We start from the raw sequence: 16,727 nt of genomic DNA, 5'->3' as shown, positions 1-16,727 counted from the left end.
ATATAAATTTGCCTTAGCTGATGAAGATCCATACCAGACGGGCTTGATAAATAAAATCGTTTTAGTGGTACAATTGATTGGGCTATTTACCATTGATGTAAATAATTAAGTAAAATAAGTATAGATTTTGTAGTTTTGAGCCTCGTTATGTAAGTGTCATACTGAATGTCCTGCCAGGAAGAAAAAACAGATTCCCTCAGCTTTCAAAAAAAATTGGTTTTTGTATTATTAAGATTTTTCTGACCACCATTGGTTCAGATTTTGGTTGAAAAAGAAAGGGGCTGTTTTTACAGCCCCATACTTTTTTAACTATTTCTGATGATGATGAACCGGTTTTTCCAATGCTGCCGTATCCTCGTCATAATACACAAAGAAGTAAAGATAGATAGCCCGCGACAATCGCATCAGCCAGGGCTGAATAAGTACCAGCAACACGCCATTTATACCAAGCCATATAAATATGCTGTTATCTCTCCAGGTAATACCAAAAAACACCGCATACCAGATCAGGTTAAATACACTGAAAGCTACTGATAACGCATAGCTTACATAGCCAGTTCCAAACCAGAAGCCGGTTYCCAGCTCATACTTTTGTCCGCATACAGGGCAGTTATCATACATGTTAAAGATCTTCGAAAACTTGATTTGAAATGGGTTCTGATCTTTGAACATATCTCCTTTCCTGCATCTCGGACATTTCATTGTCAGCATGCTGACAAAATAGTTAGGGCGCCTGGGCTGTTGTGTACTCATGTTACAAAATTAATCAATTACAATCAGGAACCGGCTGGCGAAGCTACCCCCGCCAGCCTTTCCGCTTCGTACTTTATACTGCTTCTACTTTCCGCTCACCAATTTGTTGTCTCCACATGGCGTAATACAGGCCCTTTTCATCTACAAGATCTTCATGCTTGCCAACTTCCACGATACGGCCTTTTTCCAGCACATAAATGCGATCGGCGTGCATGATTGTACTCAAACGATGCGCAATCATCACCGTGATATGCTGCTTGGTAGAAGTCACCTCGCGAACAGTAGTCGTAATTTCTTCCTCTGTAATAGAGTCCAGCGCAGATGTAGCTTCGTCAAATACCAGCAAACGTGGTTTGCGCAACAGCGCCCTGGCAATGGATAAGCGTTGCTTCTCTCCACCGGAGATTTTAATACCACCTTCTCCAATCACTGTTTCAAGACCTTTGTCAGCCCGCGCCAGTAAAGAATAACAGGACGCTTTGTCCAGTGCTTCCATTACCTCTGCATCGCTGGCACCTGGATTTACAAATAACAGGTTTTCCTTGATAGTACCTGCAAACAGTTGTGTATCCTGCGTTACAAAGCCCACCTGGTGACGGAGTTCTTCCATATCCACTTCATTGGCATCTACGCCGTTATAGTAAATATGCCCTTCGTTCGCTTTGTATAACCCTACCAGCATCTTTACCAGCGTGGTTTTTCCGGATCCGGAAGGTCCTACGAAGGCAATTGTTTCGCCCACTTTTACAGAGAAGTTTACCTGATCAAGCGCCTTGGTCGCCGCAGTCAGGTGTTTAAACCCTACCTGCTTAAACATCAGTTCATTGATATGGTTCACCTTTACCGGGTTCGCCGGCATTTCTTCTACCGGCGTACTCAGAATGCCCTGGAAGTTTAATAGTGATACCTGCGCCTCACGGTAGTTGAGAATGATATTACCCAACTCCTGTAACGGGCCAAAGATGAAGAAGGAGTACAACTGCAATGTCATCAGCTGGCCTATGCTCACGGTGCCGTGATAAATGTAAAATAACAACAGGAACAAGATGCTGGAGCGCATCAGGTTCACAAAAGTACCCTGCACAAAACTGATACTGCGGATGCTCCGCACTTTTTTCAGTTCCAGCATTAAAATTTTCAGGGTAGTGGAATTTAACCGCCGTATTTCCTGGTTGGTTAACCCCAAACTCTTTACCAGCTCAATGTTACGGAGCGATTCGGTAGTAGATCCTGCCAGTGCGGTGGTTTCTTTTACAATCGTCTTCTGTATCACCTTAATTTTCCTGCTCAGTAAACTCATGAGGATCGTCAGTAAAATACAACCAGTCAGGTACACGAAAGGCAGCGTCCAGTGCACGGTAGCTGCGTACACCATTACAAACACAACGCCGATCATGGATACAAACAACACATTCACAAAAGCAGTAATAAACTTTTCACAGTCTACCCTTACTTTTTGCAGAATAGCCAGCGTTTCACCGCTGCGCTGATCTTCAAACTGCTGATAAGGCAGTCGCAGTGAGTGCTTAAGGCCGTCTGTATACACCTGTGCCCCGAATTTCTGAACAATTACGTTCACAAAATAATCCTGGAATGCTTTGGCGATCCTGGATACCATGGCCACACCTATGGCAGCGCCCACCAACAGCAGTACGCCCCATAAATAGTCGTTTTCCGGCCTGAATATAGTTCCCCCTCTGGTAGTTGCCTGGGGATGAGATGCAAACCTGTCAATGATCCATCCAAAGATCATCGGGTCCATCAGTGAGAAAAGCTGGTTAATACTGGCCAAAGCCATTGCTAATACGACCAACCATTTATATCTCTTTAAATAATGCAGTAATAGTTTCATATGTCCGATTTCCTGAGGTGCAAAGTTACTGCATGTTGCCACATATTGCGGGGAAAAGTACTGGCTATTTTAGCCAAAAAACGTTAACTTAATAGTAAGTTCTTTTTAAGGCATAGGTGATAAAGGATTATCTAAATAAATCTCCACATATGAAAACGTATGATGAAAAACACATCAAAAACATCGTACTGTTAGGTGCACCCAAAAGCGGCAAAACGACCCTCTCTGAAACCATGTTATTCGAAGCCGGCATCATCAGTAAACGCGGTACTGTAGAAGAAAAAAATACAATTTCTGACTACCATGAAATTGAGCATGAACGCGGAAACTCCGTATATGCGACCCTGATGCACACAGAATGGAAAGACTATAAAATCAATATTATTGATACCCCTGGCCTGGAAGACTTTATAGGCGAAGTTATTGCGGCCATCCGCGTCTCAGATACGGCCGTCCTGTTGCTTAATGCCCAATATGGCGTGGAAGTAGGCACCGAGCTGGTATGGGATTATGTGGATAAGTACCGGAAACCCACCATCCTGGCGGTTAACCAACTGGACGCCGAATTAGCCAATTTCAATAAAACAGTGGAAGATGCCGTCCGCATACTCAGACACCCTGTTACGGTAATGCAGTATCCCGTCAATCAGGGCCCGGGATTCAATGCCATCATCGATCTCCTGAAAATGACCATGTACCGTTTCCCCGAAAATGGCGGTAAACCCGAAAAACTCCCCATTCCAGACAGTGAAAAGGAGCGCGCCGACCAACTGCACAACGAGCTGGTGGAAAAAGCCGCCGAAAATGATGATCAGCTCATGGAGCTGTATTTCGAAAAAGGTAGCCTGGATGAGGATGAACTGAGAAAAGGCATCAAAATAGGCATGCTCAATCACCAGGTATTCCCCCTGTTCTGCTTATCCGCAAAAATGAACATGGGTAGTGGCCGCCTGATGGGCTTTATAGACAATGTGGCCCCTTCTGCGGTAGAAATGCCCGCAGAAACCACTACCAATGGAAAATCCGTTCCCTGCGATGCTGCCGGCCCTGCTGCGCTGTTTGTATTCAAAACATTACAGGAGCCACACATAGGCAGGCTCACCTATTTTAAAGTAATGTCGGGAGAAGTGAAAGGCGGTATGGAACTCATCAATGCGCAGGAAAACACGACGGAGCGTATCAGCCAGCTGTTTATTGCAGACGGTAAAAACCGTAACAACATAGAACGCCTGCAGGCAGGAGATATCGGCTGCACCCTTAAAATGAAAAACACCTTCACCAACCATACCCTGGCAGAAAAGAATTTCCCCGGAGAAATTGCCCCCATCGACTTTCCCTCCCCTAAAGTGCGTGTAGCCATTGAAGCAAAGAATAAGGGAGATGATGAAAAACTCAGCGAAGTATTAGCGGAAATCCACATGGAAGATCCTACCCTGCTGATAGAATTCAACCGGGAACTGAAACAGGTGATTCTCCATGGACAAGGAGAACTGCATTTACTCGTCACCAAATGGCGGCTGGAAAACATCTATAAAATGCAGATCGCCTTCCATACCGCCAAAATCCCCTACCGCGAAACCATACAAAAGCCCGCACAGGCTTCCTATCGCCATAAAAAGCAATCCGGCGGCGCCGGACAGTTTGGAGAAGTATATATGAAAATAGAGCCCTGGTATGAGGGTATACCACCGTATAAAGAGCATACGGTGCGTGACACAGAAGAAATAGCACTCAACTGGGGAGGCAAACTGGTGTTCAATAACTGCATTGTAGGTGGAGCCATCGACAATCGTTTCCTGYCTTCCATTCTCAAAGGCGTAATGGAAAAAATGCAGGAGGGGCCACTAACGGGATCGTATGTGCGCGATATACGGGTAAGCGTATACGATGGAAAAATGCACCCGGTAGACAGCAATGATATATCCTTTAAAATAGCCGGTATGATGGCTTTCCGTGAGGCCTTCCACCAGGCGGCCCCGCAGTTGCTGGAGCCGGTATATGACCTGGAAGCTATCGCTCCCGATGTAATGATGGGGGATATTATGAGTGAACTGCAAACACATCGCAGCATCATAACGGGGATGGATACACTGAATGGCTACCAGGTCATTAAAGCACGCACCCCCCAGGCGGAAATAGATAAGCTCTTCGCTGCTCTGCGTAACGTGACACAAGGCAAGGCAAAACTGAAATCCCAGTTTGCAGAATATGCGCCGGTACCCGCAGAAATGCAGAAAAAATTAAGTGAAAGCTATAAGGAGGATCTGAGTATTTAATTACCCCATCCTTCCCTGTCCAGGCTCCTGAACTGTATGGCCTCCGCCATATGTGCAGGTTCTACACTCCTGCTCCCTTCCAGGTCAGCAATCGTGCGACTTACCTTCAGTATCCTGTCATAAGCCCGCGCCGACAATTTTAATTTCTGCATTGCCTGCCCCAGTTGCGCCCTGCATTGATCACTGATCACACATACCGCCGACAGTAATTTACTATGCATTTGCGCATTACAATGAATACCCGGATAGCCGGCAAATCTATCTGCCTGTATGCCACGTGCAGCAATAACACGGTCACGGATACACGCACTTTTCTCAGTGGCATGAACCGATGACAGATCAGAAAACTTAACGGGTGTAACTTCTACGTGTAAGTCTATACGATCCAGCAAAGGTCCGGATACTTTATTAAGGTATTGCTGTACCTGTCCGGGCATGCAGGAACATTCCTTATCCGGATGGTTGAAATACCCGCATGGACAGGGATTCATAGACGCCAGGAGCATAAAGCTCGCCGGGAAGTCAATCGCCATTCTGGCCCTGGAAATGGTGACCTTTCTTTCTTCTACCGGTTGTCGCATTACCTCCAGCACTTTGCGTTTAAATTCCGGCAACTCATCCAGGAATAATACACCATTATGCGCCAGCGAAATTTCTCCGGGCTGTGGAATACTGCCTCCACCTACCAGCGCGGCATCGCTGATGGTATGGTGTGGCGAACGAAACGGCCGGTGTACAATCAGTGAAGCATGTTGTGGGAGCTTGCCGGCGACCGAATGTATTTTAGTGGTTTCCAGTGCTTCCAGCAGAGTAAGTGGGGGCAGGATCGTAGGCAAACGTTTGGCCAGCATGGTTTTTCCGGCGCCCGGCGGACCAATTAAAATAGCATTATGTCCACCGGCAGCGGCTATTTCCAGTGCACGTTTTATCTGGTGCTGTCCTTTTACTTCGCTGAAGTCTACATCAAACTGGTCCTGCGTAATATAAAACTCATCCCTTGCCGGTACTACCGGCTGCAAGGTGTTGGGATCATTGAAAAAGTTAATGGCTTCTGAAATATGTGAAATGCCATATACTTTCAATCCATTCACCATTGCGGCTTCCTGTGCATTTTGTTTGGGAAGTATGCATCCCTGGAAGCCGTCTTTTTGTGCCTGCATAGCCATAGGCAAAGCACCTTTAATGGGCTGTATGGTACCGTCCAGCGATAGTTCTCCCATCATCAGATAGGCTTCCAGGTAGGTGGCTGGTATTTGCCCGGATGCCGCCATAATGCCGGCTGCAATGGGCAGATCATATGCGGCACCGGCTTTGCGGATATCTGCAGGCGCCATATTTACCACTGTCCGGGTTCGTGGCATGCGGAATCCCATACATTGAATAGTGGATTCAATACGTCGCTCACTTTCCTTTACCGCATTGTCCGGCAGGCCTACTATAAATAACCTGTTTCCCTGGGAAGATACATTTACCTCTATGGTAATGGTGATGGCATTAACGCCCTGTATAGCGCTGCCGAAGGTTTTAACAATCATATGGATGTTGGGTTAACTATAGAATTACGAATTACGAATTTCAAATTAYGGATTTGTGAGCAGATATAAGCGAAATGGCTATTCCCATTTACCATCTACACACAAATCCGTAATTTGAAATTCGTAATTCGTAATTCTACCTGATTTGCGTCAGCAAATCAAGTACCTTCTCTCTTTTCAGGATCAGGTACCCGATCTTTTCTTTTGCAATACCATCTTTCAGGAGGTAAGTAAAATGAAGGTCATCTTCTATAACAGTAGATTCAAAATACTTGAATTGAATGCGTTGCTCTGCACTAAGATCTTCTGCTATTTCATAGAGGTGAGTAGACAAGATGAAAAGGCAGTTGGTACTTTGCAGCAGTCCCCGGATAACCGCCAGGGAACAGTTTCTGGCATCTTCCACATTGGTGCCTTTAAACATTTCATCAATCAGCACCAGCCAGTTTTTGCCATTGCTGATTTGCAGAATTGTATTCTTGATACGCAATACTTCACTATAGAAATAACTTTCTCCCTTGAATATATTATCCTGTACCTGTATGTTGCTGAAGATGCCATGAAAGAAGCTCAGCTCCATACTTTGGGCAGGTACGCCCATACCTATATGCGCCAGAAATACCGCTACTCCTACTGCTTTGATAAAGGTGGTTTTACCCGCCATATTTGCGCCTGTAAGGAACATAAAGTGCGAAGCTTCATCCAGTGTTACATCATAAGCTACCGGCTCCGGCAGTATGATGTGATACAGCTGATTAGCTTTCACAACAGGTCTTGTGCTATTGGAAAAGGTAGGGAAAATCAGCTTGTAATGCTTGATCGCTTTGGCCATTGCATAGTAAGCATCCAGTTGCTGGTAAAGGGTCACCAGTTCCGTGATCACCTTTTTATGTCTTTTCCTGATATAATTATCATAACGTAGTATTTCTATATAATTCAGTTTCCCTTCTTCATCCGCTTTCAGAATTTCATAGAAATCTTTTTTTGTTAGCAGCTGCTGCGCCCTGTCCAGCAATGTTTTCAGCAATTTGGGGGTGTCATCTGAATTAAAGGCGTTGATAAAAGAACGGAATCCTTTCAGGAGGTTTACCAGCTGTGTGAAAGAGAACTTAATGAAACCAAAATCAGGTGCATACAATGTTTTATTGATCACTGCCTGTATGTACAACGACATCCCTTCTGTATTAGAGATGGGTTCGATCTGCGCTTCCATATAATTTTCCACTACTACCACCGTGCCGTTGGAGATAATAGAGGGCCAGTTACTTTCCTGCTCCAGGATATACTGTAATGCCCGTTGACGGTTTTGGATCGAGGTAATATCTTCTAATGGGTTGCTGAATAATTGGCGTAGGAATTCACGACCTCCGGAAGTAGTGGTAAAATCAAGCCGGTGAAATAGGGAATACTCTTCGTCGCGGTTAAAAATAGACAGGTCGTAGTAGGATGTTTTGTCCAGTTGCATGCAGCGTCATTTTAGTGAATATACGGTGGAAGATGCAAGGATAGAAAAATTCCATAAGATTAGAAAGAAAAGCTGAGAGCAGAAAGCAAAAGACCATCGAAAGGGATCACTGACGGAGGTTCCGCTGGTATTATCCACTTCGATGGCCTTTTCGCCTTCAGCTCTTATTAGCGGCTAAATGCTAACCGCTGACCCAGTACATTTTCATTGAAAGCGCCGTCAGCATAAGCCAGGTGGCCGCTTACAAAAGTATGGGTGATGGCAGCCGGGAAGGTATGACCTTCAAAAGGGCTCCAGGCACACTTATAATAAATGTTCTGTTTGTTTACGCTGGTCTGGCCATTAAGATCTACGATGACGCAGTCTGCAAAGTAGCCTTCTCTCAAAAATCCTCTTTCCTTTATCTGGAAACAGATAGCGGGTGCATGGCTCATTTTTTCCACTACTTTTTCTATTGTGATATCACCCTGACGGGCATGTTCCAGCATCAGCAAGAGACTGTGTTGTACCAATGGCACACCAGATGGCGCCTGCAGGTAGGGGAGTTGTTTTTCTTCCCAGGTATGTGGCGCATGGTCTGTGGCAATAATATCCAGCCTGTCGTCCAAAAGTCCCTGCCACAGCGCGGTTTTGTTATCTGCTGCTTTAATGGCGGGGTTGCATTTGATCAGGTTACCATATTGTGCATAATCATCTGCCGTAAAATGAAGATGATGTACACATACTTCTGCCGTGATGCGTTTCTCCGCCAGTGGCAGCATGTTGCTGAACAATTGCAGTTCGCGGGCAGTGGATATATGAAGAATGTGCAGGCGGGCATTGTGCTTCTGTGCAAACTGTATAGCCACCAGTGACGACTCAAAACAAGCTTCCACATTACGGATCAGCGGATGATCAGCAGCGGTGAGGTGATCTCCTTTTTCGCGCTGAAAAGCTTCCATATTACTGCGGATGATTTTTTCATCTTCGCAATGGGTAGCTATCAGTAATTCGCTGTTGGAAAAAACGGTTTCCAGGGTGAGGTAGTTATCTACCAGCATGTTGCCGGTAGAAGAACCCATGAATATTTTTACGCCGCAAACACTATCTTTTTTGGCGTTCGTCTTCAGAATTTCTTCCACATTATCATTGGCAGCTCCCATGAAAAAGGAGTAGTTCGCCAGTGAATGTTGTTGGGCAATGATATATTTATCTTCCAGTAATTCCTGGGTGAGTGCAGCAGGTTTGGTATTGGGCATTTCCATGAAGCTGGTGGTTCCACCGGCTACGGCAGCGCGTGCTTCTGTATAAATAGTCGCTTTTTGTGTGAGGCCGGGCTCGCGGAAATGTACCTGGTCGTCTATCACGCCGGGCAGCAGGTGTTTCCCTTCTCCGTTAATTTCCGTGTATTGGCCACTGACAGTGATATTAGGCGCTATTTTTTCAATGCGGCTGTTTCTGATCCATACATCCTGTACCGTGGTTTGTCCTTCGTTTACCACGGCTATATTCCTGATGAGGTAATTTTGCATGCCGCAAAAATAAAGAATTACGAATTAAGAATTACGAATTACGGAGTTGTGGGGAGATGGTAAACGAGAAGCGTATTCATTACTATCTCCCCACAACTCCGTAATTCGTAATTCTTAATTCGTAATTCTTTCCGTTATCCTTCCAGGTGAATGGAAAATACAAACATGCGGGATTGCAGTTTTTCCACCACATTGGAGTACCGCAGGTTAGGGTCTTTCACGTGTACATTGCCGAAACCGTTGCTGATTTTGAATTCAGGAGCAAAGATGAAGCTCTCAAAGTAAAACTCAAATCCGGCGCCGGCTTCATAGCCATAGTCGCTCTTTTTGATTTTTACGAGGTCGTCTGCTCTGCGTAGGCGGGCATTGGAGGCCAGATCATAGTCGTATTTCAGCCCGGCAATGGTGTATACACGCATATTGCCGATGCGGTCCGACTTAAATTTGATCTGTAAGGGGAAGCTTAGTAAAATAGATTCTATCTTTTTTTCGGTATCCTGTGGTTTGGGATAGGCGTCCCGGTAATACAGATTTTTGGAAGCAAAGATGAGCTGCGGATTAAAACGCAGGTCAAAATGCTCGCTAAGTCTGGCATTAGCCAGTAATCCCAGGTTGAACCCCATTGTTTTCAATGGCTCTGCCACCATAATAGAGTCGCTCGCCAGGAAGGCAGGGGAATGCTCGAGTTTAAAATAGGACTGGTTTGCGGCCAGCGTAATGCCAAAGTAATAGGGTTTTGCATCATGTTCTATCATATTCATATTGGTTTGCGCCTTTGCAGGAAGCATTCCAACCAATAAAACGAATATCAGCGCGTAGCGCAGTAAATAGAACATATGCCGAATGTTAGCGTTTTGCATGTAACGGCCTGGAAACGGGTGTTAGTTAAAATAGTTCGCATTGCTTCACCCTGCGGAAACGCTTTCACAGATTCTGGCAGATAACTGTAAGCCGCCTGGCTCTTCGCTATCCATTTCCCGAGCAGCGGTGTAATATAACGAAAATACAAATTATATAATTGTTTAATAGGAAAAACTGTGGGATTCGAAAATTCAAGGATCACCAATTTACCCCCTGGTTTCAGTACACGATACATGTCAGACAGCCCCTTTTCCAGGTTTTCGAAATTCCTTACGCCGAAAGCCACCGTTATGGCATCAAACGTCTGGTCCGGAAAACTTATTGTCTCACTATCGCCGGATTGCAGCGTAATTTTATCTGCCAGGCCCAGTTTTTTGATCTTTTCCCGTCCATGAGTCAACATCCCCTCAGAAATATCAATGCCCACAATTTTTTCCGGATGAAGGTGCTTTTCGGCCATAATGGCAAAGTCGCCCGTGCCGGTAGCTACGTCCAGCATGAGTTTGGGCTGAAGCGACTTCAAATAGCCCAATGCTTTTTTCCGCCAGATAATGTCGATTCCGAGCGACATAAAGTGGTTAAGAAAGTCATAGCGATGAGCAATATCATCAAACATGGTCGCTATCTGCTCCTTCTTGCTTAATTTTGACCCTTCAAAGGGAACGATCTTCTGAACATTTACATTTTCTGACATAGTCCGCAAAGTTAAAGAAATGTAGTATGTAAATAAGGAGATACGGGTTTTTTAATGGAACAAAGCAAATATCACTATGGTAATTAAGTCAGCAGAATATCTTATCAGTAGTCCCGATTGGGAACAATGTCCCAGTCCTACATTACCGGAATACGCCTTTATAGGCCGTTCTAACGTGGGTAAGTCTTCTTTGATCAATATATTGGCCAACAATGAAAAATTAGCCAAAACCTCCGGTACACCCGGTAAAACACAGCTGATTAATCATTTTGCCATCAATAAGGCCTGGTACCTCGTGGATTTACCAGGGTATGGATTCGCTAAAAGAAGTTTATCACAACGCCGTCAATGGCAGCAGATGATCGAAAACTACCTGCGCAAACGTACTAACCTGGTGAGCGTATTTGTGCTGATCGACAGCCGCCACCAACCACAGAAAATAGACCTGGATTTCGTTAACCAGCTCGGTGAATGGAATATTCCATTCAGCCTCGTATTTACAAAGGCCGATAAAAGCACCCAGGCGGAAGTGAGCAAAAACGTAAAAACATTCCTCAACAAAATGAGGGAAACATGGCAGTTTCTCCCGCCTAACTTCGTGACCTCTACCATAAAGAAAACAGGCAGAGATGCAATACTCAATTATATCGATGAAATGAATGCGCAATTCCGGGCCATTGCCTGATAAAAGGAGTCGCCCTCCTCTCTCCAATATTTTTTTATATTTGGTACTACTTGTTAAATGATGGCATTTTTTTACCCAAATACTTGTTGGCATGCTGGATGCAACAGATGAAATACTGTGTAAAAGGATAGTGGAGAGAGATCAGGAAGCCTTCCGGGAATTGTACGAAAAATACCGCGATCCCATATACGGCTATACCCTGAAACTTTGCGGCTTGCCAGACGTGGCGGCAGATGCAGTACAGGAAGTATTTCTGAAAATATGGTTGAAGCGCGAACAACTCAACCCGGCTTTGTCTCTCCGGGCCTACCTCTTTACCAGCACCCGCAACTACGTATTCGACTACCTGAAAAAGGCGGTTCATGATAAAAATTTCCGCGAACATTTTCTGCAATTATATACAGAAGATACCGGCGCCATGGACGATATCCTCTACACCCGGCAGCTGGAAGTCATTAAAATGAATGCCATCTCTCATTTACCTGCCCAACGGCAGCGGATCTTCAAAATGAGCAAAGTACAGGGATTATCCAACCAGCAAATTGCCGATGACCTGGGCATCTCTGTCAATACCGTAAGAGACCAGCTGGTAAAGGCTTCCCGCTTTGTACGGCATTACCTGTATCAACACGCCGATATCTCTATCGTCATGGCTGTCTTTTGCCATATCTACCGGAACTAAAGAAAAATTTTCCTGCCGATCGTCTTTTAGATCATCCCGATCGTATTACTGTTATGTCAACGAGGAACAATGGAAGAAAAGAAGCATAGTGTAAAGGACCTTTTTATAAAACTAGCCGAAAGGAAATCTACACAGGAAGAGCGTTTGCAACTCATTGCCTGGTTGGAAAAAGATCCGGTATCCAGTGAATTTCCGTCTGTGGAAGAACTGTTGGAAACCGGAAACGGACGGGCGATGCCGCAGGAAGCTGCTGCCAATGTTTTTAATACCATTATGCAGCATACCCCGGCAACACCCGTGATCCCGTTATGGAAAAGAACCCGTTTCAGAATAGCGGCCGCCCTGATTCCCTTTGTAGGCCTGGCTTCCCTTGCTATAGTATACTATAGGGAGAAGGATAACCGCCAACATTTTGTCAACAATACGCGCCAGGTACAAACCATTCAATTGGAAGATGGCACCGTTATACGGCTCAATCAACGCAGTAGCATGGCCGTAAACACCAATGACCAACGCCGCGAAGTATGGCTGGAAGGAGAAGCTTTCTTCACCGTTCAACACCAGGCCACACAACCGTTTATCGTGCATGCCGCCAACCTCGTGGATATCAGTGTGCTGGGAACGGCCTTCAATGTAAATACAGGCAATGGCAATGCCGCTGTAGTATTGAACGAGGGGAGTGTAAAAGTAGATGCCGGCAACACCGCATCCCTGCTGCTGAAGCCAGGAGAAATGGCTGCGTTTAACAGCAACACCAGGGTGTTATCGAAACAGCCCGTAGATACCCTGTTTCAAACTTCCTGGAAGTACAACCTGCTGGCATTTAAAAGTCAACCACTAAAAGTAGTCATGCAACAACTAGGTGAACAATATGATTATAAAGTAGCATTCGAAGCAGAAGGAATAGAAGGCCTTCTCTTCACCGGATATCTTCCATCCGACAATCTACAACAGGCGATCCTTACGATAGAACAGTCCTTTAATTTAAAATTCGTTTTACAGCACAAGATCATTTACGTGAATAACAAAAACCTTTAGAGACAACCAAAATTAAGTTATGAAAAGAGTTAAATCAATCAGTTTCCAACTGATAATGGTTACTGCTTTGTTATGCTGTCTGCAATGGACAACCGCACAGATAACAACAGCCGCCACCCGCGAAAACCACACCACGGCAGTGCCTTTGATCACTGTGATCAATGAACTGGAAGCAAAATTTGATGTGCGCTTCAGCTATAACACCAACCTGCTGAAAGGAAAAAGTATCCTGTTGCCAGGCACCGGTGTTTTTGAAGCAGATAACATTGAAGGAGGTCTGAATAAATACATCGCACCTTTGGGCCTGGTATGTAAAAAAATAGATGGCAAACTATACGTGGTAAAAGCGGAAGATGCCGGCAGTACTAAAACCAAATTAACCACGGTGATAGATGCAGCACAAAAGCAAACCATAAAAGGTACGGTGAAAGATTCTGCCGGCAACGCATTGCCAGGCGTAATTGTACAGGTGAAAAGCACTTCGAAGGCAACGGTCACAGATAAAGACGGTCACTTCTCTATCGATAATGTAAATGATGGAGAGGTGCTGGTATTTAATCTCATGGGATACACGCCTAAAGAATATATCGTAAAAGGCGAACAAATCATTACCATCGTATTGAATGATCAGGCGATCAGTATCGACCAGGTAGTAGTCACTGCCCTCGGTATTAAACGTTCTGAAAAAGCATTGGGATACGCCGTACAAAAAGTAAAAGGAGAAGCTGTACAAACGGTAAAAGGAGTAGATCTCGCCACCTCCCTCACCGGACAGGTATCAGGGCTGGTAGTGAAAAATTCCACTGAATTTTTTGCTAAACCTACTATTGAACTTAGAGGTGAAGGAGCTTTGCTCGTAATTGACGGCGTACCTTATGCCAACATGACGCTGCGCGATGTGCCTGCAGATGATATTGAAAGTCTCGATGTACTCAAAGGACCCACTGCATCCGCATTGTATGGCTCCAGAGCCTCCGGCGGCGTACTCCTGGTAACCACCAAAAAAGGAACAGGCACCGGCCTGTCCGTGAATATCAACAGCAACACCATGCTGCAGAGTGGCTTCCTCGCTATCCCTAAATCGCAAACTTCTTATGCCCGCGGGCAGTACGGAGCAATTGATAACGACTACGTATGGGGCCCAAAATTAGATGTGGGCAACACCGCCAGGGATTGGAATCCGGCCACCAAACAATTTGAAGATAACAGGCCATTGACTTCTGCAGGAAAAGATAACCTGAAGAATTTTATGGAGCTGGGATTAATCACCAACAACAATATCAACGTATCCCAAAGCGGCAAGTATGGTAGCTTCCGCGCCTCTATGAACCACATCTACAACAAAGGACAATTCCCCAATGCTAAACTGAATATGTACAATTTCACGCTGGGTGGTGAATTGAAAGCAACAGAGAAGTTTAACCTCGAAGGGCATATGGGTGTCAGCAAAAGAATAGCGCCGCAAACATGGGGTACTGGTTATGGTAACCAGGGTTACATCTACCAGCTCACCATGTGGACAGGTCCCGAATATGATATCCGCCAATACCGCGACTACTGGAAAGTACCTAACAAAACACAAAACTGGATGTACACTAACTGGTACGATAACCCTTACCTGATTGCGTACGAGAAACTGGATGGAATTCAACAGAATACTACCAATGCCAGTTTGACCGCCAACTATAAATTCAATCCTGACCTGACTCTCCTGGTGCGTCTCGGTTATGATGTATACAGTAATAAAGAAACACAAACCAACCCAACAGCTAATATTTATTCTACCAGAGGTGGTTGGAACGCAAAAGGTTTATACGCCATCTACAACTCATGGGGCTGGAGTACCAATAACGATGCGATACTGAGCTACACCAAAAAAGTGGGTAACTGGAATTTTGATGCGATGGCTGGTGGTACCATTTATTACTATCAAAAAGAAGGATTAAATGCTTCTACTAAAAACGGATTGGTTTCACCCACCTATTTTTCGTTGAATGGATCTGTAGAAGCGCCTACTTTCAGCCCGTCCTATACGGCCAACCAGGTAAATAGCTTGTACGGAAGACTGGCAGTTAGCTGGAAGAATACTGTTTTCGTGGATGCTACCGGCAGGAATGACTGGAACTCTGCACAGCCGAAAGCAAACAGGGCTTACTTTTATCCTTCTATCGGATCAAGTGTGGTATTATCTGAATTATTCAAAATGCCTGCCTTTACTGATATGTGGAAAATCCGCGGTTCCTGGGCCACCTTTAAAACACCTGCAAATCCATATGCGATCAACCGCCTCTACAGCACCAGTACAGGTGTGTGGAACGGTGCCAATTCTGCCAGGTATCCCGGTAGTTTACTGGGTGCCGATATCCTCCCAAGTTCACAACGTACCTGGGAAATCGGTACTGCCGCTTACCTGTTTAAAAAACGCCTGAATATAGATGTGGCTTACTTCAACAAATATTATTTCAACCAGCAGGAACTGGTGCCTATTTCAGGTAGCAGCGGATTTGAGTCTACCCTGGTGAATACCGGCGAAACCTATGTTAGAAAAGGAGTAGAAATTACTGTCGGCGGTACGGTGATCAAAAACAAAAATTTCCAGTGGGTATCTACTGTTAACTGGTCTAATCAACATCGTTACTACATAGACCTCGACTCTGTATATTCTGCTAAAAAGCCCTGGGTAAAAACAAAAGAAAGACTCGACGTAATTACCGACAACTACTGGTTAAGAGATCCTAAGGGCAATATTATTCATAACAATGGTATTCCGGTAGAAAGTGATTATGAACAATTATATGGTTATACAGATCCTGCTTTTAGTTTTGGTTTTATCAACACCTTCTACATTGGCAACTTTACTGTAGGACTCAATATCGACGGACGTATCGGCGGATGGATGTATAACTACATTTATGATAAAATGTGGGATTCCGGTACCAATCCTGAATCAGATAATCAGTATCGTTATGATGAAGTAGTGAAAGGCTTAACTAATTACGTAGGTAAAGGCGTAAAAGTAATATCCGGTAGTGCAAGCTATGATAACTTCGGTAAGATCATCAGCGATACCCGTCAGTATGCTGACAACGATACCAAAGTGTCTTACCAGGATTATGCACAGAACTTCAGAGGTGGTGATCGTGGTATTCAAAAGAAATCATTCGTAAAAGTGCGTGAACTGTCTGTAGGATACCGTTTTCCGGCCAATAAGCTGGCTCATTCCGGTATTAAAAATGCATCCGTTTCCGTTACTGCGCAGAACCTGTTCCTCTTCACCAAATTCAAATTTTCAGATCCTGATGTGGACGATGAAAACCTGAATTCACCATCGCAGCGGATGATCGGGGTTAATTTCAAAATTGGGTTCTAATCTTT

12 protein-coding genes are annotated in these 16,727 nt (G+C 44.8%); 5 read left to right on the top strand and 7 right to left on the bottom strand.

All coding sequences use genetic code 11. The features are described 5' to 3' along the window. Nucleotides 1–309: 309 nt before the first annotated feature. Nucleotides 310–753: a DUF983 domain-containing protein gene (locus AC1DP6_RS06935; protein ID WP_477054166.1), complete on the bottom strand. Its 444-nt coding sequence runs from the start codon at nt 751–753 to the stop codon at nt 310–312. 73 nt (nt 754–826) lie between these two features. Then, nucleotides 827–2,605, bottom strand: a complete 1,779-nt coding sequence (locus AC1DP6_RS06930) for an ABC transporter ATP-binding protein (RefSeq protein ID WP_477054165.1) — start codon at nt 2,603–2,605, stop codon at nt 827–829. Between the two features lie 149 nt (nt 2,606–2,754). On the opposite strand from AC1DP6_RS06930, the gene AC1DP6_RS06925 reads away from it, so the two are divergent. Beyond that, the gene (locus tag AC1DP6_RS06925; protein WP_477054164.1) at nt 2,755–4,881 is read left to right on the top strand and encodes an elongation factor G; all 2,127 of its coding nucleotides are present in this window, start codon (nt 2,755–2,757) and stop codon (nt 4,879–4,881) included. On the opposite strand, the gene AC1DP6_RS06920 is transcribed toward AC1DP6_RS06925, so the two are convergent. From AC1DP6_RS06920 to ubiE, 5 genes are all read right to left on the bottom strand, one after another. Next, nucleotides 4,878–6,416, bottom strand: coding sequence for a YifB family Mg chelatase-like AAA ATPase (locus tag AC1DP6_RS06920; protein ID WP_477054163.1), 1,539 nt, complete (start codon nt 6,414–6,416; stop codon nt 4,878–4,880). The two genes, AC1DP6_RS06925 and AC1DP6_RS06920, sit on opposite strands and share 4 nt — an antisense overlap. A 136-nt stretch (nt 6,417–6,552) precedes the next feature. Further along, nucleotides 6,553–7,881 (bottom strand): MutS-related protein, encoded by a 1,329-nt coding sequence (locus AC1DP6_RS06915; protein ID WP_477054162.1) that lies wholly within the window; start codon nt 7,879–7,881, stop codon nt 6,553–6,555. Nucleotides 7,882–8,048: 167 nt separating this feature from the next. Then, nucleotides 8,049–9,392: a dihydroorotase gene (locus AC1DP6_RS06910; protein WP_477054161.1), complete on the bottom strand. Its 1,344-nt coding sequence runs from the start codon at nt 9,390–9,392 to the stop codon at nt 8,049–8,051. 134 nt (nt 9,393–9,526) lie between these two features. After that, entirely contained in the window at nt 9,527–10,228 is a 702-nt protein-coding gene (gene porT / locus AC1DP6_RS06905) for a type IX secretion/gliding motility protein PorT/SprT (RefSeq protein ID WP_477054160.1), read from the bottom strand. After that, the gene (ubiE, locus tag AC1DP6_RS06900) at nt 10,201–10,947 is read right to left on the bottom strand and encodes a bifunctional demethylmenaquinone methyltransferase/2-methoxy-6-polyprenyl-1,4-benzoquinol methylase UbiE (RefSeq protein ID WP_477054159.1); all 747 of its coding nucleotides are present in this window, start codon (nt 10,945–10,947) and stop codon (nt 10,201–10,203) included. The genes porT and ubiE overlap by 28 nt, the downstream gene beginning before the upstream one ends. A gap of 76 nt (nt 10,948–11,023) precedes the next feature. On the opposite strand from ubiE, the gene yihA reads away from it, so the two are divergent. The 4 genes from yihA (at nt 11,024) to AC1DP6_RS06880 (ending at nt 16,722) form a co-directional block, all read left to right on the top strand. Further along, a complete protein-coding gene (gene yihA / locus AC1DP6_RS06895) occupies nt 11,024–11,632 on the top strand; it encodes a ribosome biogenesis GTP-binding protein YihA/YsxC (protein WP_133806507.1) in 609 nt (202 codons plus the stop codon). Between the two features lie 91 nt (nt 11,633–11,723). After that, entirely contained in the window at nt 11,724–12,314 is a 591-nt protein-coding gene (locus AC1DP6_RS06890) for an RNA polymerase sigma factor (protein ID WP_441573533.1), read from the top strand. A gap of 69 nt (nt 12,315–12,383) precedes the next feature. Continuing rightward, complete coding sequence (locus tag AC1DP6_RS06885) at nt 12,384–13,352, top strand: FecR family protein (RefSeq protein ID WP_477054158.1); 969 nt, start codon at nt 12,384–12,386, stop codon at nt 13,350–13,352. 19 nt (nt 13,353–13,371) lie between these two features. Beyond that, nucleotides 13,372–16,722 carry a SusC/RagA family TonB-linked outer membrane protein gene (locus tag AC1DP6_RS06880; RefSeq protein ID WP_477054157.1) on the top strand — a complete coding sequence of 1,117 codons (3,351 nt, stop codon included), beginning with the start codon at nt 13,372–13,374 and terminating at the stop codon, nt 16,720–16,722. The last annotated feature ends 5 nt before the right edge of the window (nt 16,723–16,727 follow it).

The sequence above is a fragment of the Chitinophaga sp. 01L420 genome, from assembly GCF_056399985.1.
This window is presented reverse-complemented; position numbering and strand designations above follow the sequence as displayed.

Coding starts and splice junctions, on each gene's coding strand:
- AC1DP6_RS06880 (WP_477054157.1), top strand. CDS start 13,372: ATGAAAAGAGTTAAATCAATCAGTTTCCAACTGATAATGGTTACTGCT.
- AC1DP6_RS06910 (WP_477054161.1), bottom strand. CDS start 9,392: ATGCAAAATTACCTCATCAGGAATATAGCCGTGGTAAACGAAGGACAA.
- AC1DP6_RS06920 (WP_477054163.1), bottom strand. CDS start 6,416: ATGATTGTTAAAACCTTCGGCAGCGCTATACAGGGCGTTAATGCCATC.
- AC1DP6_RS06890 (WP_441573533.1), top strand. CDS start 11,724: ATGCTGGATGCAACAGATGAAATACTGTGTAAAAGGATAGTGGAGAGA.
- yihA (WP_133806507.1), top strand. CDS start 11,024: ATGGTAATTAAGTCAGCAGAATATCTTATCAGTAGTCCCGATTGGGAA.
- AC1DP6_RS06885 (WP_477054158.1), top strand. CDS start 12,384: ATGGAAGAAAAGAAGCATAGTGTAAAGGACCTTTTTATAAAACTAGCC.
- AC1DP6_RS06930 (WP_477054165.1), bottom strand. CDS start 2,605: ATGAAACTATTACTGCATTATTTAAAGAGATATAAATGGTTGGTCGTA.
- porT (WP_477054160.1), bottom strand. CDS start 10,228: ATGTTCTATTTACTGCGCTACGCGCTGATATTCGTTTTATTGGTTGGA.
- ubiE (WP_477054159.1), bottom strand. CDS start 10,947: ATGTCAGAAAATGTAAATGTTCAGAAGATCGTTCCCTTTGAAGGGTCA.
- AC1DP6_RS06915 (WP_477054162.1), bottom strand. CDS start 7,881: ATGCAACTGGACAAAACATCCTACTACGACCTGTCTATTTTTAACCGC.